This window comes from Hymenobacter fodinae (genome assembly GCF_004745825.1).
GTDB classification, from domain to species: Bacteria; Bacteroidota; Bacteroidia; order Cytophagales; family Hymenobacteraceae; genus Hymenobacter; species Hymenobacter fodinae.
This window is the reverse complement of sequence record NZ_SRLA01000002.1, coordinates 1,403,471-1,429,416: the sequence shown is the minus strand read 5'-3', so window position 1 is coordinate 1,429,416 and position 25,946 is coordinate 1,403,471. Positions and strand designations below refer to the sequence as shown.

Annotated in this window: 19 protein-coding genes; 13 read left to right on the top strand and 6 right to left on the bottom strand. The window is 59.0% G+C overall.

The window, feature by feature from the left end; translation table 11 throughout:
* Positions 1 to 137 precede the first annotated feature (137 nt).
* The 10 genes from EU556_RS13320 (at position 138) to EU556_RS13275 (ending at position 16,562) form a co-directional block, all read left to right on the top strand.
* Positions 138 to 362, top strand: a complete 225-nt coding sequence (locus EU556_RS13320; RefSeq protein ID WP_135434581.1) for a hypothetical protein — start codon at positions 138 to 140, stop codon at positions 360 to 362.
* A gap of 52 nt (positions 363 to 414) precedes the next feature.
* Positions 415 to 1,755, top strand: a complete 1,341-nt coding sequence (locus tag EU556_RS13315) for a carboxylesterase family protein (RefSeq protein WP_135434580.1) — start codon at positions 415 to 417, stop codon at positions 1,753 to 1,755.
* 142 nt (positions 1,756 to 1,897) lie between these two features.
* Positions 1,898 to 3,451 carry a carboxylesterase/lipase family protein gene (locus EU556_RS13310; protein WP_135434579.1) on the top strand — a complete coding sequence of 518 codons (1,554 nt, stop codon included), beginning with the start codon at positions 1,898 to 1,900 and terminating at the stop codon, positions 3,449 to 3,451.
* Positions 3,452 to 3,755: 304 nt separating this feature from the next.
* Positions 3,756 to 6,389: an MGH1-like glycoside hydrolase domain-containing protein gene (locus EU556_RS13305; RefSeq protein WP_135434578.1), complete on the top strand. Its 2,634-nt coding sequence runs from the start codon at positions 3,756 to 3,758 to the stop codon at positions 6,387 to 6,389.
* A gap of 156 nt (positions 6,390 to 6,545) precedes the next feature.
* Positions 6,546 to 7,094 (top strand): RNA polymerase sigma factor, encoded by a 549-nt coding sequence (locus EU556_RS13300; RefSeq protein ID WP_167855570.1) that lies wholly within the window; start codon positions 6,546 to 6,548, stop codon positions 7,092 to 7,094.
* Between the two features lie 450 nt (positions 7,095 to 7,544).
* Positions 7,545 to 9,200 (top strand): alkaline phosphatase PafA, encoded by a 1,656-nt coding sequence (pafA, locus tag EU556_RS13295; protein ID WP_135434576.1) that lies wholly within the window; start codon positions 7,545 to 7,547, stop codon positions 9,198 to 9,200.
* A 140-nt stretch (positions 9,201 to 9,340) separates the two neighbouring features.
* Positions 9,341 to 10,294 (top strand): FecR family protein, encoded by a 954-nt coding sequence (locus EU556_RS13290; RefSeq protein ID WP_167855569.1) that lies wholly within the window; start codon positions 9,341 to 9,343, stop codon positions 10,292 to 10,294.
* 87 nt (positions 10,295 to 10,381) lie between these two features.
* Positions 10,382 to 13,672 carry a SusC/RagA family TonB-linked outer membrane protein gene (locus EU556_RS13285; protein WP_210116276.1) on the top strand — a complete coding sequence of 1,097 codons (3,291 nt, stop codon included), beginning with the start codon at positions 10,382 to 10,384 and terminating at the stop codon, positions 13,670 to 13,672.
* A 159-nt stretch (positions 13,673 to 13,831) separates the two neighbouring features.
* Positions 13,832 to 15,430: a RagB/SusD family nutrient uptake outer membrane protein gene (locus EU556_RS13280; RefSeq protein WP_135434574.1), complete on the top strand. Its 1,599-nt coding sequence runs from the start codon at positions 13,832 to 13,834 to the stop codon at positions 15,428 to 15,430.
* Between the two features lie 124 nt (positions 15,431 to 15,554).
* Complete coding sequence (locus tag EU556_RS13275) at positions 15,555 to 16,562, top strand: hypothetical protein (RefSeq protein WP_135434573.1); 1,008 nt, start codon at positions 15,555 to 15,557, stop codon at positions 16,560 to 16,562.
* A gap of 392 nt (positions 16,563 to 16,954) precedes the next feature.
* Here EU556_RS13275 and EU556_RS26070 read toward each other — a convergent pair whose 3' ends face one another.
* Together EU556_RS26070 and EU556_RS13270 are read right to left on the bottom strand one after the other, a co-directional pair.
* Positions 16,955 to 17,107, bottom strand: coding sequence for a hypothetical protein (locus EU556_RS26070; protein ID WP_167855568.1), 153 nt, complete (start codon positions 17,105 to 17,107; stop codon positions 16,955 to 16,957).
* Between the two features lie 100 nt (positions 17,108 to 17,207).
* Positions 17,208 to 17,498 (bottom strand): energy transducer TonB, encoded by a 291-nt coding sequence (locus EU556_RS13270; RefSeq protein ID WP_135434572.1) that lies wholly within the window; start codon positions 17,496 to 17,498, stop codon positions 17,208 to 17,210.
* Positions 17,499 to 17,967: 469 nt separating this feature from the next.
* Here EU556_RS13270 and EU556_RS13265 point away from each other — a divergent pair, with 469 nt between their 5' ends.
* Positions 17,968 to 19,713, top strand: coding sequence for a sensor histidine kinase (locus EU556_RS13265; protein ID WP_135434571.1), 1,746 nt, complete (start codon positions 17,968 to 17,970; stop codon positions 19,711 to 19,713).
* Positions 19,714 to 19,911: 198 nt separating this feature from the next.
* Here EU556_RS13265 and EU556_RS13260 read toward each other — a convergent pair whose 3' ends face one another.
* A complete protein-coding gene (locus EU556_RS13260; RefSeq protein WP_245327629.1) occupies positions 19,912 to 20,322 on the bottom strand; it encodes a winged helix-turn-helix transcriptional regulator in 411 nt (136 codons plus the stop codon).
* A gap of 79 nt (positions 20,323 to 20,401) precedes the next feature.
* On the opposite strand from EU556_RS13260, the gene EU556_RS13255 reads away from it, so the two are divergent.
* The gene (locus EU556_RS13255; RefSeq protein WP_135434569.1) at positions 20,402 to 21,247 is read left to right on the top strand and encodes an SDR family oxidoreductase; all 846 of its coding nucleotides are present in this window, start codon (positions 20,402 to 20,404) and stop codon (positions 21,245 to 21,247) included.
* 268 nt (positions 21,248 to 21,515) lie between these two features.
* On the opposite strand, the gene EU556_RS13250 is transcribed toward EU556_RS13255, so the two are convergent.
* The 3 genes from EU556_RS13250 to EU556_RS13240 all read right to left on the bottom strand — a co-directional run bounded on the left by EU556_RS13250 (position 21,516) and on the right by EU556_RS13240 (position 24,812).
* Positions 21,516 to 22,556, bottom strand: a complete 1,041-nt coding sequence (locus EU556_RS13250) for a Gfo/Idh/MocA family protein (RefSeq protein ID WP_245327618.1) — start codon at positions 22,554 to 22,556, stop codon at positions 21,516 to 21,518.
* Positions 22,557 to 22,701: 145 nt separating this feature from the next.
* The gene (locus EU556_RS13245) at positions 22,702 to 23,508 is read right to left on the bottom strand and encodes a M48 family metalloprotease (protein ID WP_135434568.1); all 807 of its coding nucleotides are present in this window, start codon (positions 23,506 to 23,508) and stop codon (positions 22,702 to 22,704) included.
* 152 nt (positions 23,509 to 23,660) lie between these two features.
* Positions 23,661 to 24,812, bottom strand: a complete 1,152-nt coding sequence (locus EU556_RS13240; RefSeq protein WP_245327617.1) for a DegT/DnrJ/EryC1/StrS family aminotransferase — start codon at positions 24,810 to 24,812, stop codon at positions 23,661 to 23,663.
* Positions 24,813 to 24,972: 160 nt separating this feature from the next.
* Between EU556_RS13240 and EU556_RS13235 the strand changes: the two genes are divergently transcribed.
* Positions 24,973 to 25,884, top strand: a complete 912-nt coding sequence (locus EU556_RS13235; protein WP_135434567.1) for a hypothetical protein — start codon at positions 24,973 to 24,975, stop codon at positions 25,882 to 25,884.
* Positions 25,885 to 25,946: the final 62 nt, after the last annotated feature.

The window sequence follows — 25,946 nt, the reverse complement described above, 5'->3', positions numbered from 1 at the left end:
GCTACATTTCACTGCCTCAATCGTATTACCGACGAGCTTTTAGTTAAATACTCGCTTTGGTACTATAACCTGAAAACCGCTGCCCCGTTATAAGGCCAGAAGCCACAGATGGCTTCACTTTTTTCCTGACGTTTTCCATGCGCAGCGCGTACTTCCCAGCCCCGCCGGTTTCCCTATCTTCTCCCGATCAGCAAGGTTGGCTACAACGTCTGCAGGAAGCCGAACGCATTGTTGGCATCACGGAAGCTGGCATCCCGCAAGTAAGTGCCGAAACCCTATCTCTCTGGCAGCGCTACGTACTGGGCGAGCTAACCCTGGAGCAGCTGCTGGTGTTGCAGTGTCAGCGCCTGCGCGTGCGATAAGCAGTGCTTCCTCAAGCACTGGCCTAGCGCCTCGGTCAGCTCCTGCCCCCTCATGCCCGCCCGCACACCCGCTTATTTTCAGGCCCCGGCCGGCCCCATTGTTGGGTGGCGCGAGGGAAATTTGCTGCACGCCAGCGGCATCCGGTATGCCCGCGCCCAGCGGTTTCACCCCCCGGTTGCCGAGCCTGCTTCCCCAACTCCACTCCAAGCTACTAATCCGTCTCCGGCCTGCCCTCAGGTCCCCGACCCGCTGCTAGATCAGGTACTAGGCGACTTATTTACGGAGCTCACGTTCAGCGAAGACTGCCTGCGCCTCTCCATAACCCTGCCCGCTGACTGTTGGCCCGACGAGCAATTGCCCATTATTGTGTGGGTGCACGGAGGCTCTTACGTGAGCGGAGCCGGCGATTTGCCCCTGTATAATCCTGCCGCCTGGGTGCAGGAGCAGCGAGTGGTATTTGTGGCGGTTACGTACCGACTAGGGCTGCTAGGCTTCCTTGGTAGCAATACTACTACGCCTCCCAACCTGGGCCTGCTCGACTTACGCGAAGCTCTGCGGTGGGTGCAGCGCAATATTTCGGCTTTCAACGGAGACCCTGCGTTGGTTACATTACTAGGCCACTCCTCCGGAGCCGATGCTATTGCCCACCTTATGGTAGCTGATGGCGCTACAGGGTTATTTCGGCGGGTTATTCTTCATAGTGCACCGCTGGGCCTGGCTCCCAACCGCGCTGCTATGAACCAAGCCATGCTGCGAGCCACCGGGCCGCTGCCAACGGAGGACCCCATTGAGCAAGTACTGGCCTACCAAGAGCGGGCCCAGCGGGCGGCGCGCAGGTTTGGCCTGAAGGGCGGTATGCCGTTTGGCACCCAGTACGGTGCCTACCCTCTGCCCGCCGAAGCTGACGTGGCGCGCGCTTGGAAGGCAGCTGCCCCGCAGGTTGAGGTGCTAATTGGCGGTACGTCCCACGAAACCCGCTTTTTTGCCGTCATCAGCCCTGGCCTACGCTGGCTTCCGCGCGTGCCCCTGCTAGGCCCCAGGGCAACCAACCTGCTGACGACGCTCAGCTCCCGCTACATCTATCTAGACCCCGCCCGCGCCTTCGCCCGCCGTCATGCCCGTGCGGGTGGTCGGGCCTATTTATTTCAAGTAACGTTTGCCCCCACAGGCAGCGACTTTGGCGGAGCCCACACCATTGATCTGCCTTTGCTGCTAGGCCTACCGGCGCAGTGGACCGCCACTCCGTTGCTAGGCCAGGCACACTGGGAGGAGGTTGATGCACTAGGCAAGCAGGTGCGCCAGCACTGGGCCGATTTTGCCCGTACCGGTTTGCTCCCCACACCGCTCCAGCTTCCGGGTGTGCTGCAGGTAGAGCAAGTATCGGGCTCTTGAGTAGCTTGCCCACCGCTTTCTACCGTAGCACATGAGGCCAGCATCCTCGTGCGACAGCGGGCTCTAGCGGCGACTGGCCTACGGGAACAGCCTATGCTACTCAGCACACCACCTTTATCAAGCTGCTTGCTATTTTCCGCCTATGCGTAGGTTATCCTTTCTTCTCGTACTGCTGGCTTTGGCCGTTTTCACTGCCCTGGCTACCTCTCCTAAGCCCTCACCTTTGGGGGTAATTGCCACGCGCAGTGGCCGCATTGCGGGCGGACGAACGGCCGGGGGCCAAGTGGCTTACTACAAGGGTATTCCTTTTGCGGCTCCGCCCGTAGGTCCGCTGCGCTGGAAAGCACCCCAGCCCGTTGCTCCCTGGGCCGGCATCCGGGCATGCCGGGAATTCGGGCCGAGCCCCATGCAAGCGGCCCCGGCGCCGTTCAGCATGTGGAGCGAAGAATTTCTGATTCCGAAAGCCCCGATTAGCGAAGACTGCCTTTATCTGAATGTGTGGACCAATGCCCCCTCGGCTGCCGCGCGCCAGCCGGTTCTGGTCTGGATTTACGGGGGTGGGTTTATGAGCGGTGGCAGCGCCGTGCCCATCTACGATGGCACCGAACTGGCCAAGCGGGGCATTGTGGTGGTGAGCATCAACTACCGGGTAGGCCCCTTCGGTTTCATGGCCCACCCCGAGCTTACCCGAGAGTCGCCCCATAAGGCCTCTGGCAACTACGGCCTGCTCGACCAAGTGGCGGCTCTACAGTGGGTGCAGCAACACATTGCCCTCTTCGGCGGCGACCCTTCTCGGGTCACTATTGCCGGGCAGTCGGCGGGCGCCATGAGCGTGACCTGTCTGGTGGCTTCTCCGCTGGCCAAGGGCCTGTTTCACCAAGCCATTGCCGAAAGCGGGGCCGCATTTGCCCGGCCTTATCCGTCACTGGCCCAGGCCGAGCAAGCCGGTGCGCAGTATGCTCAAGAGTTACAAGCACCATCTTTGGCTGCCCTGCGCCAGCTGCCAGCCGAAGCGCTCCTGAATCACTTACCCGCCATGAAAGGTCCCGTTCTCGATGGCTTCGTGCTACCCACTTCACCCGCTGCACTTCTGCGGCAGGGTAACTCCAACGCTGTAGCGCTGCTGACGGGGTGGAATGAAGACGAAGGGTTGCTAGATGGCCCTTTGCTACCGGCGGCAGAGTTTCGTCAGCGCATACACCAGCAATACGGCTCGCACGCTGATAGCCTGCTGCACTTCTACCCGGCAGATGAGGAGCCGGCCGCGGCCACCGCTCAGTTGCACCTAGCGCGCGACCTGCGCTTTGGTCTGCCCACCTATAACTGGGCTACGCTGCAAGACCAGCAACTGCAGCGCCCCGCCTACGTGTACCGCTTCGCCCGGAAAGTACCGGCTACGGGTGAGTACCTCAAATACGGGGCCTTCCACACCGGAGAGGTGCCTTACGTATTCAACACCCTTAAGGCCGTGCGCCGTCCCTGGGAGCCCACTGATTATCAGTTAGCCGAAACGATGGCGAGCTACTGGGTGAATTTTGTGCGCTCGGGTAACCCCAACGGCCCCGGTCTGCCGCCCTGGTCCGCATTCCACACTCCCAACCAACAGGTTATGGTGCTGGACCTCACCCCCGCTGCGAAGCCCTTACCAGATCGGGCGCGACTTACGTTCCTCCGGGCACTGCCAACCCAGCCCTAACTGTCATTGCCAATTACCTGACCATAAACCTATAGCAAAGCTGAAAGCCCTCTACCTCACGCCGACCCCACCGGGTGACCTAGGGTGGCAAGCTAGGCCACTGCAACTGACGCACTCTGAGCCTGGAGAAACTAGGGCGCACTTGCCTAGCAAACAGTGGCGGCTTTTTCCTTAACTCGCGGCTGTTTAACTCCTGCTCCGGTGCCGAGGTGAGCTTGGTGCAGCATTGTAGGCCACTAGCCTGGAGCCTAACCTTCTGTAGTGGAGCTTGCGTACTGTAAGCTTCAGCTTTATCGTGCTACATATGACCGCCGAGCAAGAACGCCTCCAGCAGGCCAATGCCCACCGCGCCGCCTGGCGCAACTGGGGACCCTATCTTTCGGAGCGTCAATGGGGCACAGTGCGCGAAGATTATTCCGCTACCGGGCAGGCCTGGGACTACATCACCCATGACATGGCCCGCTCGTATGCTTACCGTTGGGGTGAGGAGGGCTTAGGCGGTATCTGTGATGAGCAACAACGACTGTGCTTGGCACTGGGGCTCTGGAACGGCCAAGACCCCATTTTGAAAGAGCGTCTGTTTGGGCTGGGCGCCCCCGAGGGCAACCATGGCGAGGACGTGAAGGAGTTGTACTACTACCTGGAAAACGTGCCTACCCACTCCTACATGCAGATGCTGTACAAGTATCCGCAGCACGCCTTCCCTTACAACTGGCTGGTGCAGGAAAACGCCCGTCGTGGTCGGCACGATACGGAATTTGAGCTACTGGACACGGCCATTTTCCACGACAACCGCTACTTTGATGTGTGCCTGGAGTATGCTAAGGCAAGCCCCGATGATGTGCTTCTGCAGATTACCGTACATAACCGGGGCCCGGAGGATGCGCAAGTGCACGTGCTGCCCCAGTTGTGGTTTCGTAACACCTGGGCCTGGGGCAATGACGCCTACCGCCCGGAGCTAGCAGCCGAGGCCGGCGCCATTACCGTCCGCCACCGCGACCTGGCTGATCTGCGCCTGTATTGCGACCAGGACCCCGTTCTCCTCTTCTGCGACAACGACACCAACCCTCACCGGCTGCCCAACCTGGCCCCGCCCACGCAAGCGCAGTTTTACAAGGATGGCATTCATAACTGCGTGGTGCACGGGGCTGCAACCGTCAACCCGGCTCAAACTGGCACCAAGGCGGCCGCGCATTACACCCTTGCCGTAGCGGCGGGCAGCTACGAAACGGTGCGCGTACGCCTGGCGCCCGCCGGCCACCCCGCACCCTTTGCCGACTTCGACGAGGTGCTGCGGCTGCGCCGTCAGGAAACGGATGAATACTACGGCCAAATACAGGCCGGGCTCACTAACGCCGACGCCCGCAATGTGCAGCGCCAAGCCTTTGCCGGCATGCTCTGGAGCAAGCAGTATTACAACTACGACGTGGCCGAATGGCTGCAGGGCGACCCTGGCTTGCCTGCCCCGCCGGCGGAGCGCCAGCACGGGCGCAACCGCGAGTGGAAGCACCTCAATAATGGCGACATCATCTCCATGCCCGACAAGTGGGAGTACCCCTGGTACGCCGCCTGGGACCTGGCCTTTCACTGCTTGCCACTGGCCCAGCTAGACCCCTGGTTTGCCAAGCACCAGCTGCTGCTGCTCACCCGCGACTGGTACATGCACCCCAATGGGCAGCTGCCGGCCTATGAGTGGAACTTCTCCGATGTGAACCCGCCCGTACACGCCTGGGCCACCTGGCGCGTGTATAAAATGTGCCAAAAGCACCACGACCGCCTCGGCGACACGGAGTTTCTGAGCACTGTGTTTCACCGCCTGCTGCTCAATTTCACGTGGTGGGTAAACCGCAAAGACCGGCACGGGCGCAACATCTTCGAGGGAGGCTTCCTGGGGCTCGATAACATTGGCCTCTTCGACCGCTCCGCCCCCTTGCCCGATGGCACGTACCTGGAGCAGGCAGATGGCACCAGTTGGATGGCCATGTACGCGCTCAATATGATGCGCATTGCGCTGGAGCTGGCCAAAACCAGCCCCGTGTACCAAGATCTGGCCAGCAAGTTCTTCGAGCACTTCCTCTACATTGCCGGGGCCATGACCAACATGGATGCCGAAGATGTGGACCTATGGGACATCGACGACGAGTTTTACTACGATGCGCTGCACTCGCCCAACTCCGGCCGCCAGTTTCTGAAGACCCGGTCGTTGGTGGGGCTGATACCGCTGTTTGCCGTGGAGGTGCTCGATGACGAAGTGCTGAAAGACATGCCCGAGTTTCTGGGCCGCATGAACTGGTTTCTGGAAAACCGCCCCCGCCTGGCCGGCCTGGTTTCGCGCTGGCGCGAACCTGGCCGCGGCGACACGCATCTACTCTCGCTGCTGCGCGGGCATCGGATAAAGCGCCTGCTGGCCCGGGCCCTCGATGAAGGGGAGTTTTTGTCGGAGTTTGGCATACGCTCCCTTTCCCGCTACCACTTGGCTCACCCCTGCACCTTCTCCTACGATGGTCTACACATGAAGGTGCAGTACGAACCAGGCGAAGCCGAGTCAGATCTATTCGGGGGCAACTCCAACTGGCGGGGACCCATTTGGCTGCCCATCAACTTCCTGCTGATTGAATCCCTGCAGCGCTTTTACCACTACTACGGGGATGATTTCAGGGTGGAGTATCCCACCGGGTCGGGGCAATACAGCTCTTTGCTTGAAATTGCCGATGCGCTAAGCGTGCGCCTTACCAAGCTGTTTTTGCGCGATGACGATGGCCTACGGCCTTCCCTGGGCCCCGACAAGCGCTGGCAGACTGATCCGCACTTTCGAAACTATGTGCTCTTCCATGAGTACTTCCACGGAGATACCGGCCAAGGGCTGGGGGCCAGCCACCAAACCGGCTGGACGGGCCTGATTGCCAAGCTGCTTGCCCCTCGCACCAAATCTGCGTAGCTAGACCAATCTAGCTTTCGGGAAGCTGACGCAGCTTGCCGAAAGCAGCGAGGTGCATTACTGCAATATTACCCCCACATAAAGGTTTTATAACCTCTGTCGGGTTGGCTCCCAATCCCAACTCCTTACTTCTACATTTGGCGCAAACAACGCGCCGTGGCTACTAACAACTTACTTGGGCTGCTAGAGCGAATCCGCAACGACGACTACCAAGCCTTTGAGCTACTATTTGAAGCGCATTGGCAGGAGCTGTACCGATACGCGCACAAGATACTGCGGCACACTTCGGATGCGGAGGACATAATTCAGGAGCTTTTCTGCGACCTGTGGGCCAATCGTGCCCATCTGCAGGTGCACACCACGGCGGAGGGGTTTCTGCGGGGTGCCTTGCGCAAGAAAATCCTCACCCGCTTCCGCGATGCCGAGATTCGGGCCCGCCACCTCAAAGCGTTTGGAACTACTCAGCCGCAAGAGTCAGAAGTTACCTTCAAGCACCTCGTGAGCCACGACACGCTGGCTGCCATTCAGGTGCAGGCGCAGGTGCTCCCACCCAAGGAGAAAGAGGTGTTCTTACTCAGCATGCTCGACGACTTCTCGGTGAAGGAAATTGCGGAGAAGTTTGCTACCTCCGAGCAAACCGTGCGCAACCAGATAAACAGCGCCCTACACAAACTCTCCCCTTTCCTTACCCGCCTGCTAAGCTAGCTTCTTGCGGTTGCCTACCATAGGTCATCACCCCAACGCCAATAGCTAGACTAGCAGTGGTTGCAGTGGCCTAGAACGACTAAATAAGGTTGTCATGTCGAACTGGTCGAGACATGATGTACGATGTGAAAATCTGTTGGTCAATTACTTACATCCTCATATAGATAGAAAGCTGGTTGTGGTTGATCAAGCCTTTCTCTCACGCCATATTACCTATTCGTTAAATCAACGTTGGGCGCTGGTTGAAAGCAGGGCGCTCTGCAACTGGTACAAGTAGATGGCGGCCCCGGCCGGGAAACGCATGCTGCGCGTCATCTGGTGGCTGATGCTAGGCCACTCGTATTCTGCCGAAGCTGCCCGTGGCTGTTGCTGCGCGCGGCTGAGGCGCCAACCTGTTCCTTTCTGCTTCGGTGTGCGGTGGCTAGGCCACCCGGTACCGCTCCTTTCTGTATGATTCGTAAACTTTTGCTTTCTGCGCTACTGCTCAGCTGCGCCCCTGCCTTGCTTGCCCAAGGCACCAAAAAACCGAAACTTCTGGTCGGTATCATGGTCGACCAAATGCGCGCCGACTACCTGCCCCGGTTCTACGACCAGTTTGGCGAAGATGGCTTCAAGCGGTTGCTGCGCGAAGGCTATCAGTGCCGCAACACCCACTACAACTACGTGCCCACCGTGACGGGGCCGGGCCACTCCTCAGTGTACACCGGCACTACGCCGCGCTACCACGGCATCATTGGCAACTCTTGGTACGACCGCCGCCTGCACCGCGACGTGTACTGCACCGACGACACCACGGTACAGCTGGTGGGCACGCCCAAGGGCATGGGCGTTTCGGCCCGCAACCAGGTGAGCACCACCCTCGGCGACGAGATGAAAATAGTGTCGAATGGCCGCAGCCGGGTTATTGCTTTGTCGCTGAAAGACCGGGCCTCGGCGCTACCCGCCGGCCACATGGCCGATGGGGCGTTCTGGTTCGATATTAACACCGGCGACTTCGTTTCCAGCACCTACTACATGCCGGCCTTGCCGAAATGGGTGGCCGACTTCAACGCCCAGAAAAAGGCCGACTACTACCGCCAGCAAACCTGGACGCCGCTGCGGGGCCCCGAGGCCTACCTCAATAGCGTAGCCGACTCCAACGCTTTTGAGAAAATCTTTAAAGGCAAAACTGCGGCTACCTTTCCGTACGAGTTGAGCAAGCTGGCCCCCCAGAATCCACCGGCCTACGAGGCAGTGAACATCTCGCCCTTCGGCAACAACCTGCTCACCGACCTGGCCCTGACCGCGCTGGCCAGCACCGACCTGGGCCGCGACAACGTGCCCGACCTGCTGGCTATCAGTTACTCCAGCCCTGACCCCGTAGGCCACACCTTCGGGCCGCTTTCCAAGGAAGAAAACGACGTGTACCTGCGCCTTGACCTGGAAATTGCCCGCCTGCTGCAGGCCCTCGACAAGACCGTGGGCAAGGGCAACTATACCGTGTTCCTGACCGCCGACCATGGCGCCAGTGAGGTACCTAAGTACCTGGCTCAGCACCAGGCCCCCAGTGGGGCCCAAACGCACAGCTCGCTCAACAAAGGTGCCACCGACTACCTGGTGGAGCAGCTTGGGCCGGGGCAGTGGATTGAGACGGAGCGCAACAACATGTACTACCTCAACCGCCCGCTTATTGCCAGCCGCAAGCTGGAGCTGGCCCGCGTGCAAAACCTGCTGGCCGACTACTTACGCAGCCAGCCCGGCATTGCCCAGGTAAATACCACCGCCCAATTGCTGACCAGCGGCACCGGAGCCTTCCTCGAAACCAAGCTCCAGAACGGCCTCTACTACCAGCGTTTCGGCGACGTGCGTTTTGAGCTGGAGCCCGGCTGGACCTGGGAAATGGGCGTGGGCGCCACCCACGGCTCGGGCTACGCCTACGACAGCCACGTGCCCCTGCTCTGGTTCGGGGCCGGCATCACGCCCGGTATCAGCTACCAGTACTACGCCATCACGGACATTGCCCCCACTGCCGCCATGCTGGTAGAAAGCAAGCTCCCTAGCGCCTGCACCGGCCAGGCTATTGCGGAGGTGCTCAGCGCCCCTACCCAGAAGGTCCGCCGCAAGTAGGACTGCTGCCTTAGCCGGCTACTGGCCTAGCGGCACCTTGCTTTGCATAGCATGAGGCCGTGCTTGCTGGCCTACACATTACGGTTTCGTTAAATCAGGCCTAGGGGCTAGTTACCTCGCCGGGCTTGTGCAACATGTTTATGAAGTCCCGGAATTTCAACTTCAACCGCTTACCCCAGCGTCTTATCCAGTACCGCCGCCGTCGGCAGATGTTACGGCAACGGCAGCGGGAGCATTGGCTGGATGCGCTGGCAGCGGCCACTCCCGATGATGACGAGTTCACGGACCGGGAGCAGGAGGCAGAGCGGCGGGCCCGGATTCTGGGGGGAATTCGGGCCCGCACTCAGCCCTCGGCGCGGGTGCTGGCCCTGTGGCCGGCGCTGCGGATTGCGGCCGTGCTGGTACCATTGCTGCTAGCCGGGGCTCTGCTCTGGCCGCGGCTGCAGCCGCCCCAACTGCTGCACTACGCTACTGGCGTGGGAGAGCACCGGGAGGTAGTACTGCCCGACAGCAGCCACGTGTGGCTGCGGCCCCGCTCGGAGCTGACCTGCGCGGCCCGCTTTGGGGCAGTGCGCAACGTGCAGCTGCGCGGTGAAGCATTCTTCGACATCACGAAAGACCCTGACCACCCCTTTGTGGTGCACACTGCCAAGGTAAACGTGAAGGTGCTGGGCACTTCTTTCCTGGTGAAAGCCTACCCGCCGTTAGCCTCTGCCACCGTGCTGGTGCGCACCGGCCGGGTGCAAGTAGCCCACCAGCAACGCCAATTAGCAGTGCTTCTGCCGCATGATCAACTAGTCTATAACGATAAAAACCAGCAGGTCACGCTCACCAAAAACGAGTTTTCTAGCGCCTCGCCCACCAGCCGACACCTAACGTTTGAGCAGGCTTCCTTGCCTGAGATTTTGCTTGAGCTGGAAAACTACTACCCGGTTCACTTCCAGCTGCGCCGCGGAGCCCCCGCCGTGGCCCTCACGGGCACCCTCGACCCTAGCCTTTCCGCTGATCAGATTACCGACGTGCTCAACGTGCTGTTGCAGCGCCACCACCTCCGCATTGTCAAGCACTCCGCTGCTACCTACTGGGTAGAATAACGCCGCCCAGCGGCCCCTTCATCTCATCCTTCTCGTGCCCAGGCTGCCGGCCTGCCGGGCACCGTCTTGCCTGAACTCTACCACCATATGATGCACCTCAACTACCTAACCCAAGGCCGCTCCAGCGGCCGCAACCTCCTGCTAGCCAGCACAGTGCTGTTCACCGGAGTAAGCATACCGCAGCAAAGCCTGGCTCAAAAAACCAACACCGAAGTGGCCTACTTCGCGGTACAGACCGGCCCGCTTTCCACCGCCCTACAACGGCTTCAGCGCGAGGCCGGGGTAAACATTGTGTACGAGGCCCAAGACCTGAAAGAAACCAAAGTAGAGGCCTCTGAATTTCGGGGGGCCCGGGTGGGGGAAATCCTGCGCCAGCTGCTGCGCAACAAGCCGCTGCGCTTCGAGGAAAAGCAAGGAGTCATTATCCTTCAGCCAAGCGCCGCTGCACCCGCCACCCCAAGCCGGCGAGCGGCCCAGGAAGTAAAAGGTAAGGTGACCGACGCCAAAACCGGGGCGGCCCTTCCCGGTGTAACGGTGCTGGCCAAGGGCACCACCGCTGGCGCCGTAACCAACGCCGAGGGCTTCTTCACCCTAACCGTACCCGATGGGGCTACTACCCTGGTATTCTCTTTTGTAGGCTATCTGGCCCAGGAAGTTGCGCTCGGCAACCAGGAGAGCCTGAATATAGCCTTGGCGCAAGATGCCAAGCTGCTCAACGACGTGGTGGTTATCGGTTACGGCTCGGCGAAGAAGGGCGAGGTAACCAGCTCCATCACCAACGTGAACCCTCGGGAGTTTAACCGCGGCGTGGTAGCCACCCCCGACCAAGTACTGCAGGGTAAAGTGGCTGGCCTGAACATTACCCGCAGCGGCGACCCCAACGCCACGGCCTCGGTGGTACTGCGCGGAGCCTCTTCGCTGCGCACGGGCCAGGCTCAGGAGCCCTTCTACGTGATTGACGGGGTGCCAGCGGCCAGTATCAACCTGGTAGCCCCCGATGACATTGTGAGCATCGACGTGCTGAAAGACGCTTCGGCCACGGCCATTTATGGAGCGCGGGCGGCTAACGGTGTTATTATCATCACCACTCGCCGCCAGAAGCCCAACGCGGCTGTGTCGTACAGCGGCTACGTGGGCGTGGAGCAGGTATCGAACACCATTGACATGCTCAGCGGCGACGAACTGCGTCGCTACCTAGAAACCAACAGCAAGAGCCTGAGCCCCGCCGACAACGACGAGGGCACCAACACCGACTGGCAAAAGGAGGTGATGCGCACCGGCCTCAGCCACAACCACACCATCAGCTACGGGGGCGGCTCAGAGAAGTCGGCTTTCAATGCCAGCGTTAACTACTTCAAGCGTGAGGGCGTGATGAAAACCTCCGATAGTGAGCGGCTCATCGGCAAAATCAATCTCGATCAGAAAACGCTCAAGGACAAGCTGCAGCTGCGCTTTACCCTTACCAACTCCCTGCTCAAGCAGCACCTGATTTCCGACTTGGTGTACCGCAACATGTTCACGCATTTGCCCACCACCAACATCAAAAATCCCGACGGCACCTACAAGGAAAACCTGAACCGCACGCAGTACTACAACCCCGTAGCCCTGCTGGAGCAAAACAAGGAGGAGCGCAAAATCAACACGCTGCTCGGCAACGCCAGCGCCCAGCTCACTATTCTGCCCAACCTCACCAACACGCTGAGCCTGAGCATGCAGAATGAGTCGGTGAAGGGCGGGGCTTATCAGGGGCGAGAGTCGCCGGTGCCGAATGCTAACAACGTGACTGGCCTAGCGGCCAAGGGCCTGGCGCGCCGCTACAGCGTAGACAACAGCCGCAAGATTCTGGAGAACTTTCTGACCTATAACCCGCTAAACAACGCCAACCACGACCTAAAGGTACTGGTGGGGTACTCGTGGCAGGAAGACAAAAACGGCGACGGTTTTCAGACGGACACTCGCGGGTTCGTATCGGACCAGCTGGGCTACAACAACCTAGGCCTAGGCAACCCCGGCGGCGTGTCGCCGAACTACGATGCGGCCATTGCCGGCTACAGCCTGGGCATTTCCACTCTGCGGCTGATTTCGCTGTACTCCCGCCTGAACTACGGCCTCAACGACCGGTACTTCCTGCAGGTATCGGTGCGGCGCGATGGGTCTTCGGCTTTCGGTCAGAACAATCGCTGGGGCACCTTCCCGGCGGCTTCCCTGGCCTGGAACGTGGCGCGAGAAGACTTTTTGGCGGGCAACACCACCCTCAACGAGCTGAAGCTACGGGTGGGCTACGGCGTTACCGGTAACTCCCTGGGCTTCGACCCGCTGATTGCCACCCAGCGCTACAGCAGCGTGGGTACCTTCTACTACAACGGCTCCTTCATCAAGGCCATTGGCCCGACTCAGAACCCCAACCCCGACTTGAAGTGGGAGTCAACGGCCATGCTGAACGTAGGCCTCGACTTTGGCTTGTTCGGGAACCGCCTGGGTGGCACCGTGGAGTACTACGACAAGCGCACCTCCGACCTGATCTGGAACTACCCGGTTTCAACTACCCAATACTTCGTGAATACGCTGTACGCCAACGTGGGCGAAATCAGCAACAAGGGCGTAGAGCTGACCTTGAACGCCACGCCGGTGCAAACGGCCAACTTCCAATGGAGCGTAAACGGCACGCTGGCCCATAACGTGAATAAGGTGGAGAAGCTGGCCAACGAGCAGTTCCGCCTCGACCAGGTGTACACGGCCTACCCCGGCGGCTCGGGCCAGAGCGGCATTTCAACGCAAGTAGTGAAAACTGGCTACCCCATTGGGCAATTCTTTCTGCCCGAGTACGCGGGCCGCGATGAGAACGGCCTCTCGCTCTTCTACAAGGCCGATGGTACTACCACCGGCTCGCCCACGCTCAACGACTACCGCTACCAAGGCAATGCCCAGCCTAAGCTGCTGTACGGCCTGAGTAACACGCTCAACTGGAAAAGTCTGGACCTGAACTTCTTTCTGCGCGGAGTACAGGGCAACAAGATCCTGAATGCCACGCTGGCCAACCTCAACATCCCGGCCCAGTCGACAGCCAACAACCTGCCGGCTTTTTCCCTGAATGAACCTTACGCTGACAACCGCGCCAACTACTACTCCAACCGCTACCTCGAAAACGGTTCTTACCTGCGCCTCGACAACGTGACGCTGGGCTACAATCTGCCCGTGAAGAACGAGTACGTGAAGCGGGCTCGCGTGTACCTGACCAGCCAGAACCTGTTCACCATCACCAAGTACCGCGGCATTGACCCGGAGATGAACCTGGGTGGCCTCACCCCTGGCCTCGACAACAACAACTTCTACCCCAAAACCCGCTCCTACGTGCTGGGCGTGAACCTGGACTTCTAACAAGGACAGCCTACCAAAGCCCGCCATGCTGAGCTTGTCGAAGCATCTCTACCGCTTCGTTGCAATAGGCCTAGGCCAGTAGCCTGAGGTAGCTATGATCACTGGCTTGATGCGCCACATGCTCAGCATGACAACCATTTAGATTTCAACTAACGACTCATGCCTACCAACCATACTTCCCGTTCCCTGACCCTGGCTGCGGCACTTACCGCCCTGCTAGCCACCAGCTGCACCGACCTGAACGCGCCTATCGAATCAGAATACACGCCCAGCAACTTTCTGAGCACGCCCGAGCAGTTTATTGCCGCCTCGGGACCGGTGTACAGCCAGATGCGCAACGAAGTAGCCAAGGCCTACTGGAACCTACAGGAGCTCAGCACCGACGAGGCCGTGATTGTGGCCCGCAACGGCAACTACTACGACGGCGCCCGCTACCAGCAGCTGAGCCTGCACACTTGGAACCCCCAGAACGAGTTTGTGCGCACCACCTGGGAGTGGGGCTTCAGCGGCATCAGCACCTGCAACCGCACCCTGGCCTTGTTCCAGAACACTTCTGACGGGGCCTTTAAAACCCAGTTTACGGCTGAGCTGCGCACTATGCGAGCCCTGTATTACTTCCTGATGATGGACCTGTACGGCAACATTCCGCTGGTACCGGAGTTCGGGAGCACCGAGCAGCCCACCAACGCCACTCGTCAGCAGGTGTTTACCTACATCGAGAGTGAACTGAAGCAGGCCCTGCCCAACCTCTCCGCCGACGTCTCGGCCCAAACCTACGGGCGGCCGACCCAGGGCACGGCCCAGGCCCTGCTGGCCAAGCTGTACATGAACGCGGAAGTCTACATCGGGCAGCCGAAGTACACCGAGGCCATTGCGGCCTGCAACGCCATTATCAAGAGCCGGAAGTACAGCCTGGCCGCAAATTACCTGGATGTATTTGCGGTGGAAAATGGCCCACAGGTCAGCGAAATCATCTTCGCGGTGCCGTTTGATGCCAACCTGGCCCAGGGCAACATGATGTCGAGGTTTGCCCTGCACCAGCAGATGAAGGACAAGTTTAACCTGCTATTCACGCCCAGCAACGCTAGCCTGACCTGGCCCGAGTTTTACGCCCTCTATAAGGAACCCACCGATACCCGCAATCAGCAGTGGCTCGCGGGTAAGCAGTACCTCAGTGACGGCCGTACCCCCGTCCTGATTTCCACCACTAAGAAAGGCCTCGACTCCCGCTACACCGGTGCCGACGGCAACACGGCCATCAGCTACCACCTGGAGCTCTCCGACCGCCTCACCTTCCGCGACGCCGCCAAGTTCGACGTGGGTAACGATGAGCTGGGCAAGGCCCAGGGCACGCGCAACATTAAGTACTACCCCGACAAGTCCTCTACCTCCCGCGACCAGGGCAACGACCTGGTGCTGCTGCGCTACGCCGACGTGCTGCTGCTGAAAGCCGAAGCCATCTTGCGCGGCGGTCAGGACCCCGACGGCGCTACTCCCCTGGCCCTGGTAAATCAGATCCGCACTCGCGCCCAGGTGCCCGCCCTCACCAGCGTGGACCTGAACAGCCTGTTTGAGGAGCGTAGCCGCGAAATGGCCTGGGAGGGCTGGCGCCGCAATGACCTCATTCGCTTTGGCAAGTGGGAAGCCGTGTGGGGCCAGGGCATGAAGACCAACGCCGAAACCTACCGCCGCATTTTCCCCATCCCCACTACCGAGCTCACCCTTAACGGTCAGCTCAAGCAAAACCCCGGCTACTAGCTCTCTGCCAAGGTCTAGTGCTAGGCCCCGTGCAACGGGCGGCAGCAATGGGCTTAGCGCTAGGCCACTCCCGGCTCAAGTCCCCGACTACTTTCTCTTTTCATCCCATAACCATTACACCCTCGTGAAAAACCTTACTTCCAAAGTAGCCCTGCTCGCTACTGGCCTAGGGCTGTCGGCTCTCTCGGGCTGCAACGTTACTAGTCAGAAAGAAGCCGTAGCACCCAAAGCTTCGGCCCAAACTGCCGACGCCACGGCCGCCTTCAAAGCCAGCCTGGCCCTGCGTTGGGCCCCGGTACACTACCAGGACACCGACGTAACCGGGGACCACGGCCTCAAGGGCAAGGCCGATTACCTCACGGCCATCAACTACGACGGCGACTGGTCGGGCACCAACAACTGGAACAACCTACCCAACTACGCGGCTGCAGCCCATGGCTACTACTCGGTGGTGGAAACCAGCACCCACTGGTTTGTGACCTACGCCTTCTTCCACCCCCGCGACTGGACCGACAACGTACTGGCCTACAAGCTGGATGAGCACGAAAACGACCTAGAAGGAATGCTGGCCGTGGTGAAGAAAGATGGCAGCACCTACGGCAACCTGCAGGCCATAGTAACGGTGGCGCACACCGATTTTTACTCCTACGTACCGACCGGCAGTCCGCTGCAAGCCAACCAAGAAGACATGGACGGTACGCTGAGCCTGGAAGCCGTGAATGGGGAACTGCACCCCATCACGGCCCAGGAAGCCAAGGGTCACGGCCTGAAAGCCTACCCCTACTACCAGCTTAACGGCGATGGTATCAAGTACTTCCCCTCGGCTACCGTGGCGGGCGTGCCTACCAGCGCCGATGACCGAAACGTGCAGTACAAGCTCGTAGACATCTTCGCCTCGGGTGGTCTATGGGACCAGCGCAACAACACGGCTCTGTTCACTTCGGCGGCCGGGGGCTTCGTGAAAAGCTACGGCAACGGTGGCGCCAACGCCCCCTGGGCCTGGGACGACAGCAACGATGTACCCGGCCGCGGCGAGTTAGCCACTGACCCAGCTAAGCTGGTAAACAGCTACTTTAAAAACCTGGGCTCGTTTAGCCTCACCTACCTTGACAACAAATACAAAGGCATCTAAACCAGCTCGCTACTAAATACAGCAACCAGCAAACACAGGCCCCGCTACGGCATCGTAGCGGGGCCTGTGTTTAGATGCGCAGATAATTTGCTTCTAGAGGGTATGTAGGTTGAAGCACACAATTCCTTTGGCACTTGGCCCGGGCTTCTGCTTTCTAGTATAGAGCGTCTAGGCCAGTCTAGCGGAGTATTCAGGAAATGTTCAGCACGTGGCAGGTGCCTTGCGGTTTCAGATAGACAAGGCACCGTCGGGGTGTCGGCAGGCGGTAGTATGCGCCGCTGTTGCCTCTTGTTCCGAAGGTTGTGCAGCTGTCCTCCTAGGCCAGTAGTGGTCTAGCAGAAGGTCTGACGAGGTTTTTATTGAAGCGTAGTTAGCACTGAAAAGCGTAGCTGCTAAGCGGCCATGCGGTCGTTTTCCTCCGGCTCAGCCACGGGGTGCAGTTCACACTCCAGTTGCTCCAGCACCTCAAAGTCTAGCTGGATGTATTCGTCGTTCAGGAGTGCTTCAGCAGCGGGTGGGGCGGAGGTAGGATCGAGCGTATTCATACGTTTCTTTACCCACACCCGGGAAGTGAAGTTGCATACAGCATGTACAAGACTATGACTTAGCTTCTGGGTGCAGCCAGATGCTGTACCCCGCCCTGCATTACAAGCTCCTGAATACGATTGGCAGCGTGTACATAACTGGCACAGGACGGTCGGCATTTTTGCCGGGGCTCCACCACGGCATTATTCGCACCAGGCGCAGAGCTTCTTCATCCAAGCCCGACCCCAGGCCTTTTACAATGGTAGCATCCCGGATGCGGCCTTCTTCCGTGATCAGGAAGCTCACGTACACCTTGCCCCCTACACCCCGGTTCAGGGCCTCCTGGGGATACTGTAGCTTGGCGCGCAGAAAGTTGCGCAGGGCCTCCTCACCTCCTGGGAAAGCAGGCATAACCTAGGCGGTGTAATAGACTGCAGGCGTACCCGCTGCCTCCGCTGGCGCGCGCAATGTTGGGCTGGGACCGGTAGCCACACTCGCCGACTGAGCCCGGACCCACGTACTGATGCTCTTGAATGAAAGAAGCGGCATCCAGCGTAACGCTTTGAATATAAGCAGCTTGATGTTTAAAGCAACTTGACGACCAAACCTATCTTTCCCGGACGCAGGGTCGATGATGACCGGGTTACCATTGCGTTGCGGACTTGTGACCTGTCTGCTGCTGTTGTTACCGCCTTAAGCCCGTCAGTTGCGCCCTCTTATACCGTCGTTCTTTATAATCACGCAGCTGAACAGTGAGAAAGCGCGCAGGATGCGTACTTTTGGCTGAGCCTGAGGAGTCAGTAGGTTACCCTATGCGGTGTTCTTCACGTATTGACTCTATTCCTGAATTTACTGTCCCTTGATTCCTACCAGCTCAGATATGCCCACAGTACCCGTTGCGGAAGAGCTGCTATCGGAAGCGGCACTGCTGGCGCGTCTGTTTCCTAACGGCGGGGAAATGGGGGCCCGCATTCGACAGTTAGACTGGTCGACTACACTGCTGGGTCCCGTGCATAGCTGGCCCCAAAGCTTGCGGACGGCCGTCAGCATCATGCTGGGCTCGCACTTCCCCATGATGGTTCACTGGGGGCCTAAGCTGGTACACTTTTACAATGATGGCTATGCCGCCATTCTGCAAAGCAAACACCCTGGCGCCCTAGGCCAGCCTGCCGAGCCGTGGTGGCGGGAGATGTGGCCCTTTCTGCAGGACATCTTTGAACCCGTGCTGGCCGGCCAAACCACGTACTTTGAGAATGGGCTGGTACTTCCCAATCGACGGGGCTCAATCGAGGAAGCCTACTTTACGTTTTCGCACAGCCCCATCTATAATGAGGCCGGAGCGGTAGAAGGCATTTTTGTGACGGCCCTGGAGACTACGGCCACCGTGCTAAACCACCGTCGTATGGCGCTGCTCAGCCACCTGACGGCCCAGACGGCCCTTTCAGTACTGCCGGCCGAGGCAGCCCAGCACATCATTGCCGCCTTAGCCACTAACACCGCCGACATTCCTTTTGCCTTGCTCTACGCCTACCCTGAGGGGTCCTCGGACCTACAGCTACGTGCGTGGTTTGGGTTACCGCCCGGCGGGCCTGCTGCACCCACCACGCTGGCTGCAACCAATAGTCCTGAGCAAGCCTGGCCCTTGGAAGAAGCCTTGGAACAAAATAAAACTGTGCTGGTATCATCCCTGCCGGACCTATTCGGCACTTGGCCGGCGGGGGCCTGGCCTGAGCCACCTACCCAGGCCCTGCTGCTTCCGCTGGCAGTAGGCAACCAGCCGCCTACCACTGTGCTCATTGTGGGGCTGAGTGCCCGCCGCCCCCTCGATGCTTCCTACCAAGACTTTTTCACCTTGGTGGCCGATTATGCCGGGCGGGCCCTGGCACGCGCCACAGCTCTGTACGAGGCTCAGCGCCTCAACCAGCGCTTGCGCGACCTGAATGCTTCCATGGACTCCTTTGTGCACATCGTAGCTCACGATTTGAAAGGACCAGTCACTAACCTGGAGGGGCTATTGAAAGTGTACCACGAGGAGGCCCCTGGAGCTACACGAGACCACGTTATTGAGTTGCTGGAGCAGGAAGTGCACCGCCTAACGAGCACGGTGCAGGGCTTGCTGCAGGTTTTGCACGCGCAGTACGGCACGGCGCTCGTGACCGACACGGTAGCCTTGGCCGACGTGTATGCTGCCGTGCGAGCCGATGTAGCCGACATACTTGATCAGCAGCAAGGCATTTTGACGGCTGATTTCCAGAAAGCCCCTACCCTCCGCTATCCGCGGGTGTATCTGGCCAGTATTTTGAAGAATCTGGTACACAATGCCCTCAAATACCGGGCACCCGAGCGCCCTCCGGTAGTGCATCTGCAAAGTCAGCGCTACGGCCAGGAAATAATTCTGACCGTGGCTGACAACGGGCGCGGCATTGACTTAGCCAAGGACCGAGACCGACTTTTCCAGCCCTTCACCCGCCTCACGGCCGATGGCGAAGGAGCAGGCCTAGGCCTGCACATGATTCGGACGCTGGTCCGGCAGCGCGGCGGCGACTTGCAGGTGAGCAGCACGCTAGGCATCGGCACAACCTTCACCGTCACGCTACTGGAAGATCCACCCGAGCCAACCGTTTAAACACTTCAGTAATCAGCTACCCGCTGCCTCATAACTCGCCACGCTAAGCCCTCATCAGGCTTCAGGGTGGCGAGTACATTTTAGGCGTGGTCGATTGGGTATAGGCACCTACCCAGTTGAGCTCGATAGCGCAGTAGTGCACAGGCTACTTTTCTAAGCGCTTGCCGGAACAAGCACCCTATTGAGAAGCTGCTAGACTTAGTTGGCGGTGGTTTTGTCCCAGTGCTGCATGATGGCGGGGAAGCTTACCTCTACCCAATCGGCGAGGGAGCGCACTTTTTGGGCCGCTTGCTGCCCCAGGGGCGTCAGGCTATATTCTACGTGCGGCGGCACCACATCGTAGGCCACCCGGCGCACTAGACCGTCGGCTTCCAGCCATTGCAGCGTTTGGGCCAGCATCCGCTCACTTACGCCATCAATAAGGCGGCGCAGCTCACTGAAGCGGCGGGTTTCCCCTTCCAACACCATCAGGGCCAGCACTCCCCAACGACTGGTGATATGCTTGAGCACAACGCGGGAGGGGCAGCCCGCCGAGAGTAGGTCGCCGCGCTGCAGCTTTTCAGAGAGGGTAGGCACTGGGGCGCTGATTTGTTCGGTATTTTTTTTCACACTTACCTTTTTGTACGTACTTACTTTACGTAAGTATACCACATACTTTTGTCCGATCCATAACTCAACCATCAAAAATATGCGCATTGCCATCACCGGCGCGACGGGCCAGCTCGGCCGCCTCGTCATCGAAAAGCTGAAAGCTATAGTATCCGCCGACCAACTTGTGGCCTTGGTTCGCAACCCGGAGAAAGCCGCCGATTTGGGCGTAGAAACTCGTGCCGCCGACTACGGGAAGCCCGAAACGCTGGAAACAGCACTGGCCGGCATAGACACGCTGCTACTGATTTCATCGAGTGAAGTAGGCCAGCGCGCAACGCAGCACCGCAACGTGATTGAGGCCGCTAAGAAAGCTGGCGTGAAACGTATTGTTTACACCAGCGTGCTGCACGCCGACACCTCAACCCTGAGCCTAGCGGAAGAACACCGCGCTACGGAAGCCGACCTGCGTGCCTCGGGCATTGCTTACACCCTGCTGCGTAATGGCTGGTACACCGAAAACTACACTCACTCGGTGCCCGGCGCGGTGGCCGGCGGCGCCTTTATTGGCAGCGCCCAGAACGGTAAAATTTCTTCGGCTACCCGCTCCGACTTTGCTGATGCAGCCGTAGCCGTTCTAACCACGGAGGGTCACGAGGGTAAGACCTACGAGTTGGCCGGCGACGAGGCCTATACGCTTTCTGACCTGGCTGCCGAAATTTCGCGCCAGACCGGCAAAGACATTCCTTACCGTGACCTGCCCGTAGCGGAGTATGCCGCCGCCCTCACAAGCTTCGGCGTGCCTGAGGGCTTTGCGCACGGTATAGCCAGCTGGGACGCTGACGCCGCGGCCGGAGCGCTCTTTGATGAGAGCCGCCAGCTCTCCCAGCTCATTGGGCACCCAACTACGCCCCTGGCTACAGCCGTAGCCGCCGCACTACGCTAAGCACTGGCACACTCCTGAATTTGCAGAGGGCTTACTCACTGTAAGCCCTCTGTTGCTTTTTGGGGCCTACGTCATCTACTTTTCACATCGGTTTCTCAGGTGTGGCCTAGCACCTACTCTACGCTAACCGACGCTGGCTGTCCAAGCCTGTCATATGCAGTGCTGGCCGAAGGTTTCTTTTGCGTGAACTTGCTACTCTACCCGCTGTATGTGCCGCTACTGTTGAGGCGCCTTGTTGGCATGCCCTCTAGTGCAACGTGAGCTTCTCTCAGCTTGTACCCGAAGTATTTTTCAACTGATAAATCCGCTCGATAATCTCTACTACTTTCAAGCCATCGAGGGCGTTAGTAGTAGCGTGGCTGCGCTTTTGAACAGTTTCTACCACATTCTCAATTACCTGCACGTGGTTGGCAGCGCTGCCCTGGTAGGAGCCATAATTATTGGCGGGGTTAGTGGGGGGCAAAGCGGGCAACGTGTAGTCGCGCAAGTGGCAGTACTCCACTTTATCCATGTACTGACCACCTATTTTGAGACTTCCGTGCTCTGCCACCACCGTCAGGGAGCTTTCCAGGTTACGGTCCCACACGGCAGTGCTGTACTGCAGGGTGCCACTACCCCCGCTTACTAGGTCAAATGTTACTAGGCCCGAGTCTTCGAAGTCCGTCAACTGCTCGTGATTGAAGTCGCGGAAGCGGGCCGTGATATTGGTAATATCGCCGAACACCCAATACAGTAAATCCACGAAATGGCTGAACTGCGTGAAGAGGGTGCCCCCATCTTGCTGCTGGGTGCCTTTCCAGGCGCCAGCCTGATAGTAGCGTGCGTCGCGGTTCCAGAAACAGTTGATTTGTACCAAGTATACCTGGCCTAGCCGCCCTTCATCCACGAGCTGTTTCAGCCAGGCAGCGGGCGGTGAGTAGCGGTTTTGCATCACGCCAAACACCAGATGGCCCGTTTGCTCTGCCATGCGCACCACAGCTTCGGCATCGGGGGTGCGCAGAGCAATTGGCTTTTCAATTAGCACGTGCAAGCCATGGGCTAGGCCAGCTATAGCTTGTGGCGTATGCTGGTAATTTGGTGTAGCTATAGTTAGTACATCAGCCTCACAATCAGCCAACAAGAATGCATTCAGGGAAGTAAAGAAAGGCACACCTGGAAATTCCGCCTGCAATTCCGCGGCCAGTTCAGGCCGGGTATCGACTAAGGCAACCAGCTGCGCTCCGGAGTGGCGCGCCACCAGCGTTGCGTGCCGACGGCCGATGTGGCCTACGCCGCAAATAACGAAACGAACTGGGGCAATACTGGGCAAGAGGACTTAGGGTAAGGCAGGGAGCACGCCCGCAAGCTCCGAAAAAATGCGCGTTTCTCCCGCACAAAACAAAACCCGTGGCCTTCTACTAGAAAGCCAAGGGTTTGCGGGAGTTCTGATCTTCGTAGGCCAGCCGAAGAGTGTCCTAGAGTAGGCGCTTCAACTCTTCGAAGTTGGCGTTGCTTACGTTGCGGTTAGTGCACCCAAGCTGTTGCGCACTCTTCTGAATATTGGTAATGCGTGAGCCGGGGTTGGGGTGCGTGCTCAAGAACTCAGGCGTGCCGCCACTGCCCTGCTTCTCAGCCTTAATAAAGAAGCCCGCGGCCCCGTCGCAAGCGTAGTAGCGGGTGCCGTTGAGGTAAATAGTAGAGTATTTATCGGCCTCGGTTTCGAAGCCGCGGCTAAACTTAAGCTGGCCTAGGCCAGCTGCAATCTGCACCAGTTGGTTGGAGTTGTTGCCCAGCACAATGCCCGCCAGCAGACTAATGCCATATTGTTGCTGCAGCATTTGCGTGCTGTGGCGGCGGTCGGCGTGGGCAATTTCGTGGCCGAGCACCCCGGCTAGCTGGTTCTCATTGTCGAGAAACTTGATCAGCCCCGTAAACACATAGATGTGGCCCCCGGGCGTAGCAAACGCATTCTGCGTCTGATCGTCTTTGATGATCTGCACATCCCAGGGAAATTGGGTGCGGTACTTCAGGTTGCCATTATCAAGCACACGCTTTACCACGCCGTTGAGCAAGGTATAAGCCCGGGCGTGGCTAGATTTTTCCAGGAGCTGACCTTTAGCGCGATACAGCGAATCGGTTTGGCGAGCTACCTGCGCCCCCAGCGCAATATCCTGGTTGATGGAGAAAAGGTTGAAGCCCTGAAGGGGAGCCGTAACGGCTGCGGAAGTAATAGCCGACACAACAGCCAGCGGCAGAACGAGGGTTAAGAAAGGACGACGCATAGACAGAAAAGAGAACAAGTACGAGGGGAGTAATACGGCTGCAAGAAAAAACAGTGCCAGCTAGCTCCGCATTCTGCATGAATGGTCTGGGCCGCTACGGAAGAGTAGCGCGCAAGTGAGCCAGCTAGACTGCTTTGATCCAGTCTCCCGGTTTACTCCCAGGCTTGCAGTACCTGACAGATGTAGGCCACCTGCTCGGTAGTTAGCATGGGGTGCATTGGCAGGGATAGTACGGTGCGAGCGAGGCGTTCAGCCACCGGAAACTGCCCCTGCTGGTGGCCTAGGTACGCGTAGGCAGGCTGCAGATGGTTTGGCAACGGATAGTACACGGCACTCGGGATACCCTGCGCCCCCAGATACTGTTGCAGCCGCTCTCGCTGGCCAGGCTCATCGGGAGTTTGCACTGTGTATTGGTGGAAGACGTGCGTGCTGCGTGGGTCGCGGCCCGGCGGCCGTAGGCGGGAGTGGCCTAGCAGAGCGGCATCATACTGGGCAGCAATGCGCTGACGCGCGGCGGTCCAGGCCGGGAGGTGGGGCAGCTTCACGCGCAGCAGGGCCGCTTGCAACGTGTCGAGGCGGGAGTTCAGGCCGATGTGCTCGTGGTAGTACTTGCGGCTTTGCCCATGGTTGGCGAGCTGGCGCAGCCGCTGGGCCCGCGCTTCATCCCGCGTAAATAACGCCCCACCGTCGCCGAAACCACCCAGGTTTTTGCTGGGAAAAAACGAAGTAGTGCCTACCTCCCCCACCGTGCCGGCGCCCCACACCTGCCCCGTGGAGGTTGTAAAGGTGGCCCCGATAGCTTGCGCGTTGTCTTCCACCAACGCCACCCCGTGCTGCTCGGCCAGCAGGCGAAGAGCTTCCAGATCGGCACACTGCCCAAACAAGTGCACTGCCAGTATTGCGCCGGTGCAGGGCGTAATGGCGGCGGCAACGGCGGCGGGGTCGAGGTTATAGGTAGCAGGGTCAACATCGACGGGTACTGGCACTAGGCCTAGCACGGCGGCGGCTTCCCAGGTAGCCACGTAGGTGAAGGCGGGCACTAGTATTTCGGTACCGGCTGGCAGGCCTAGGCTCATGAGCGCCAGTTGGAGGGCGTCAGTCCCGTTGGCGCATGGTATCACATGCGGCACACCCAGGTACTGGCCTAGCTCGCTGGCAAACTGCTGCACGGCACTACCCTGAATGAAAGCCGCCTCCTGAAAGGTAGCGCGTAGGGTTGCGTCTAGCTCCGGCTGGATAGGCGCGTGCTGAGCCTGAAGGTCTAGCAGTTGAATAGGCGTAGGCGGAAACAGCGAAGCAGACAACAAATTGGGTAGGGGTATAGAAGAGCTTCAAAGATAGAATGCTTAGCAAAACCTGCCACGGAGGGCATACGTAACCCGCTATATAGCTCACCCGTTAATCGGGTTACTCCTCTCTTCACGTCCGAACTCTCTCATTTTTTCCCGCCTATTCCCTACTACCATGCTCAGGAAAACCTTAACAATCAACGCCCTTGCTGCCGTGCTGCTGGCTGGTGGCCTGACCTTCACGCAAACTAGCTGCTCCAACGCCGATAAAAAAGAAGTATCGGCGGAAAGCGAAGAGGCCTACAACGACTTTAAAACCTTTGTCTCGAACACGGAGACCAAAGCCGAGAACGTAGCCGACGAGGCCGAAGCTGACTATGAAGCGGAAACCAACCAGCTCAAATCTGACTTCGATGCCAAGGTAGCAGCAGTAGACAAGTATTCTGATCAGTATGACGACGCACGTCGCCAGGAAATTGAGCAGTTGCGCACCCGTTACACCACAGCCTACGACAAGCGCGACATGGCGTGGAAGAACCGTCCGAACGCGGTTGCTACTTCCAGCACCAGCTCCGCGAACCTGAAACCAGGTAAGTACTACAAGCCTATGTCGCCGGCCGCTAGCCTTACGGCCGCCAACGCCCGGACTACTTACGAGGCTTTCGTAAGCAACATCAAGCAGAACGAAGACCGGTACGACATCGACGATTGGCGCTATATCAACTCTGAGTGGCGCGCTCTGGATGAAGCCTACGACAAGGTGAAGAAAGATATTCCGGCCCGTGACCTAGCTGAAATTCAGAAAGAGAAGCTGAAGTATGCTGCCTTCAAATCATTCGACAAAGCTGAAGCCCGTGCCGCGCAGGGAGCCGACGCTGTGAGCGGTGAAGCGCAGGATGTAAAAGCCAACACGGCCGATGAGCGCAGCAAAGTTGGTCAGGCGGCCAGCAATACCGCTCAGGATGTGAAGGAAGCCGGCAAAGACGTAGGCCAAGGTGCCGCGAAGGTTGGCAAGAAAGTAGGCAGCGCCGTGAAAGGCGCTTACAAAGAAGTGAAGTCGGAAGTGAAAAATACCGACAACGATTAGCCCTTCCGGTTTCACAAAACAGTAAAGGCCCGGCCTCTTCACAGGAGCCGGGCCTTTGCTAT

What these genes read in the sequence shown, in the direction of transcription:
- EU556_RS13320 (WP_135434581.1), top strand. Translation starts at nt 138, where the DNA reads ATGCGCAGCGCGTACTTCCCAGCCCCGCCGGTTTCCCTATCTTCTCCC.
- EU556_RS13315 (WP_135434580.1), top strand. Translation starts at nt 415, where the DNA reads ATGCCCGCCCGCACACCCGCTTATTTTCAGGCCCCGGCCGGCCCCATT.
- EU556_RS13310 (WP_135434579.1), top strand. Translation starts at nt 1,898, where the DNA reads ATGCGTAGGTTATCCTTTCTTCTCGTACTGCTGGCTTTGGCCGTTTTC.
- EU556_RS13305 (WP_135434578.1), top strand. Translation starts at nt 3,756, where the DNA reads ATGACCGCCGAGCAAGAACGCCTCCAGCAGGCCAATGCCCACCGCGCC.
- pafA (WP_135434576.1), top strand. Translation starts at nt 7,545, where the DNA reads ATGATTCGTAAACTTTTGCTTTCTGCGCTACTGCTCAGCTGCGCCCCT.
- EU556_RS13290 (WP_167855569.1), top strand. Translation starts at nt 9,341, where the DNA reads ATGAAGTCCCGGAATTTCAACTTCAACCGCTTACCCCAGCGTCTTATC.
- EU556_RS13285 (WP_210116276.1), top strand. Translation starts at nt 10,382, where the DNA reads ATGATGCACCTCAACTACCTAACCCAAGGCCGCTCCAGCGGCCGCAAC.
- EU556_RS13280 (WP_135434574.1), top strand. Translation starts at nt 13,832, where the DNA reads ATGCCTACCAACCATACTTCCCGTTCCCTGACCCTGGCTGCGGCACTT.
- EU556_RS26070 (WP_167855568.1), bottom strand. Translation starts at nt 17,107, where the DNA reads ATGAATACGCTCGATCCTACCTCCGCCCCACCCGCTGCTGAAGCACTC.
- EU556_RS13270 (WP_135434572.1), bottom strand. Translation starts at nt 17,498, where the DNA reads ATGCCTGCTTTCCCAGGAGGTGAGGAGGCCCTGCGCAACTTTCTGCGC.
- EU556_RS13265 (WP_135434571.1), top strand. Translation starts at nt 17,968, where the DNA reads ATGCCCACAGTACCCGTTGCGGAAGAGCTGCTATCGGAAGCGGCACTG.
- EU556_RS13255 (WP_135434569.1), top strand. Translation starts at nt 20,402, where the DNA reads ATGCGCATTGCCATCACCGGCGCGACGGGCCAGCTCGGCCGCCTCGTC.
- EU556_RS13245 (WP_135434568.1), bottom strand. Translation starts at nt 23,508, where the DNA reads ATGCGTCGTCCTTTCTTAACCCTCGTTCTGCCGCTGGCTGTTGTGTCG.
- EU556_RS13235 (WP_135434567.1), top strand. Translation starts at nt 24,973, where the DNA reads ATGCTCAGGAAAACCTTAACAATCAACGCCCTTGCTGCCGTGCTGCTG.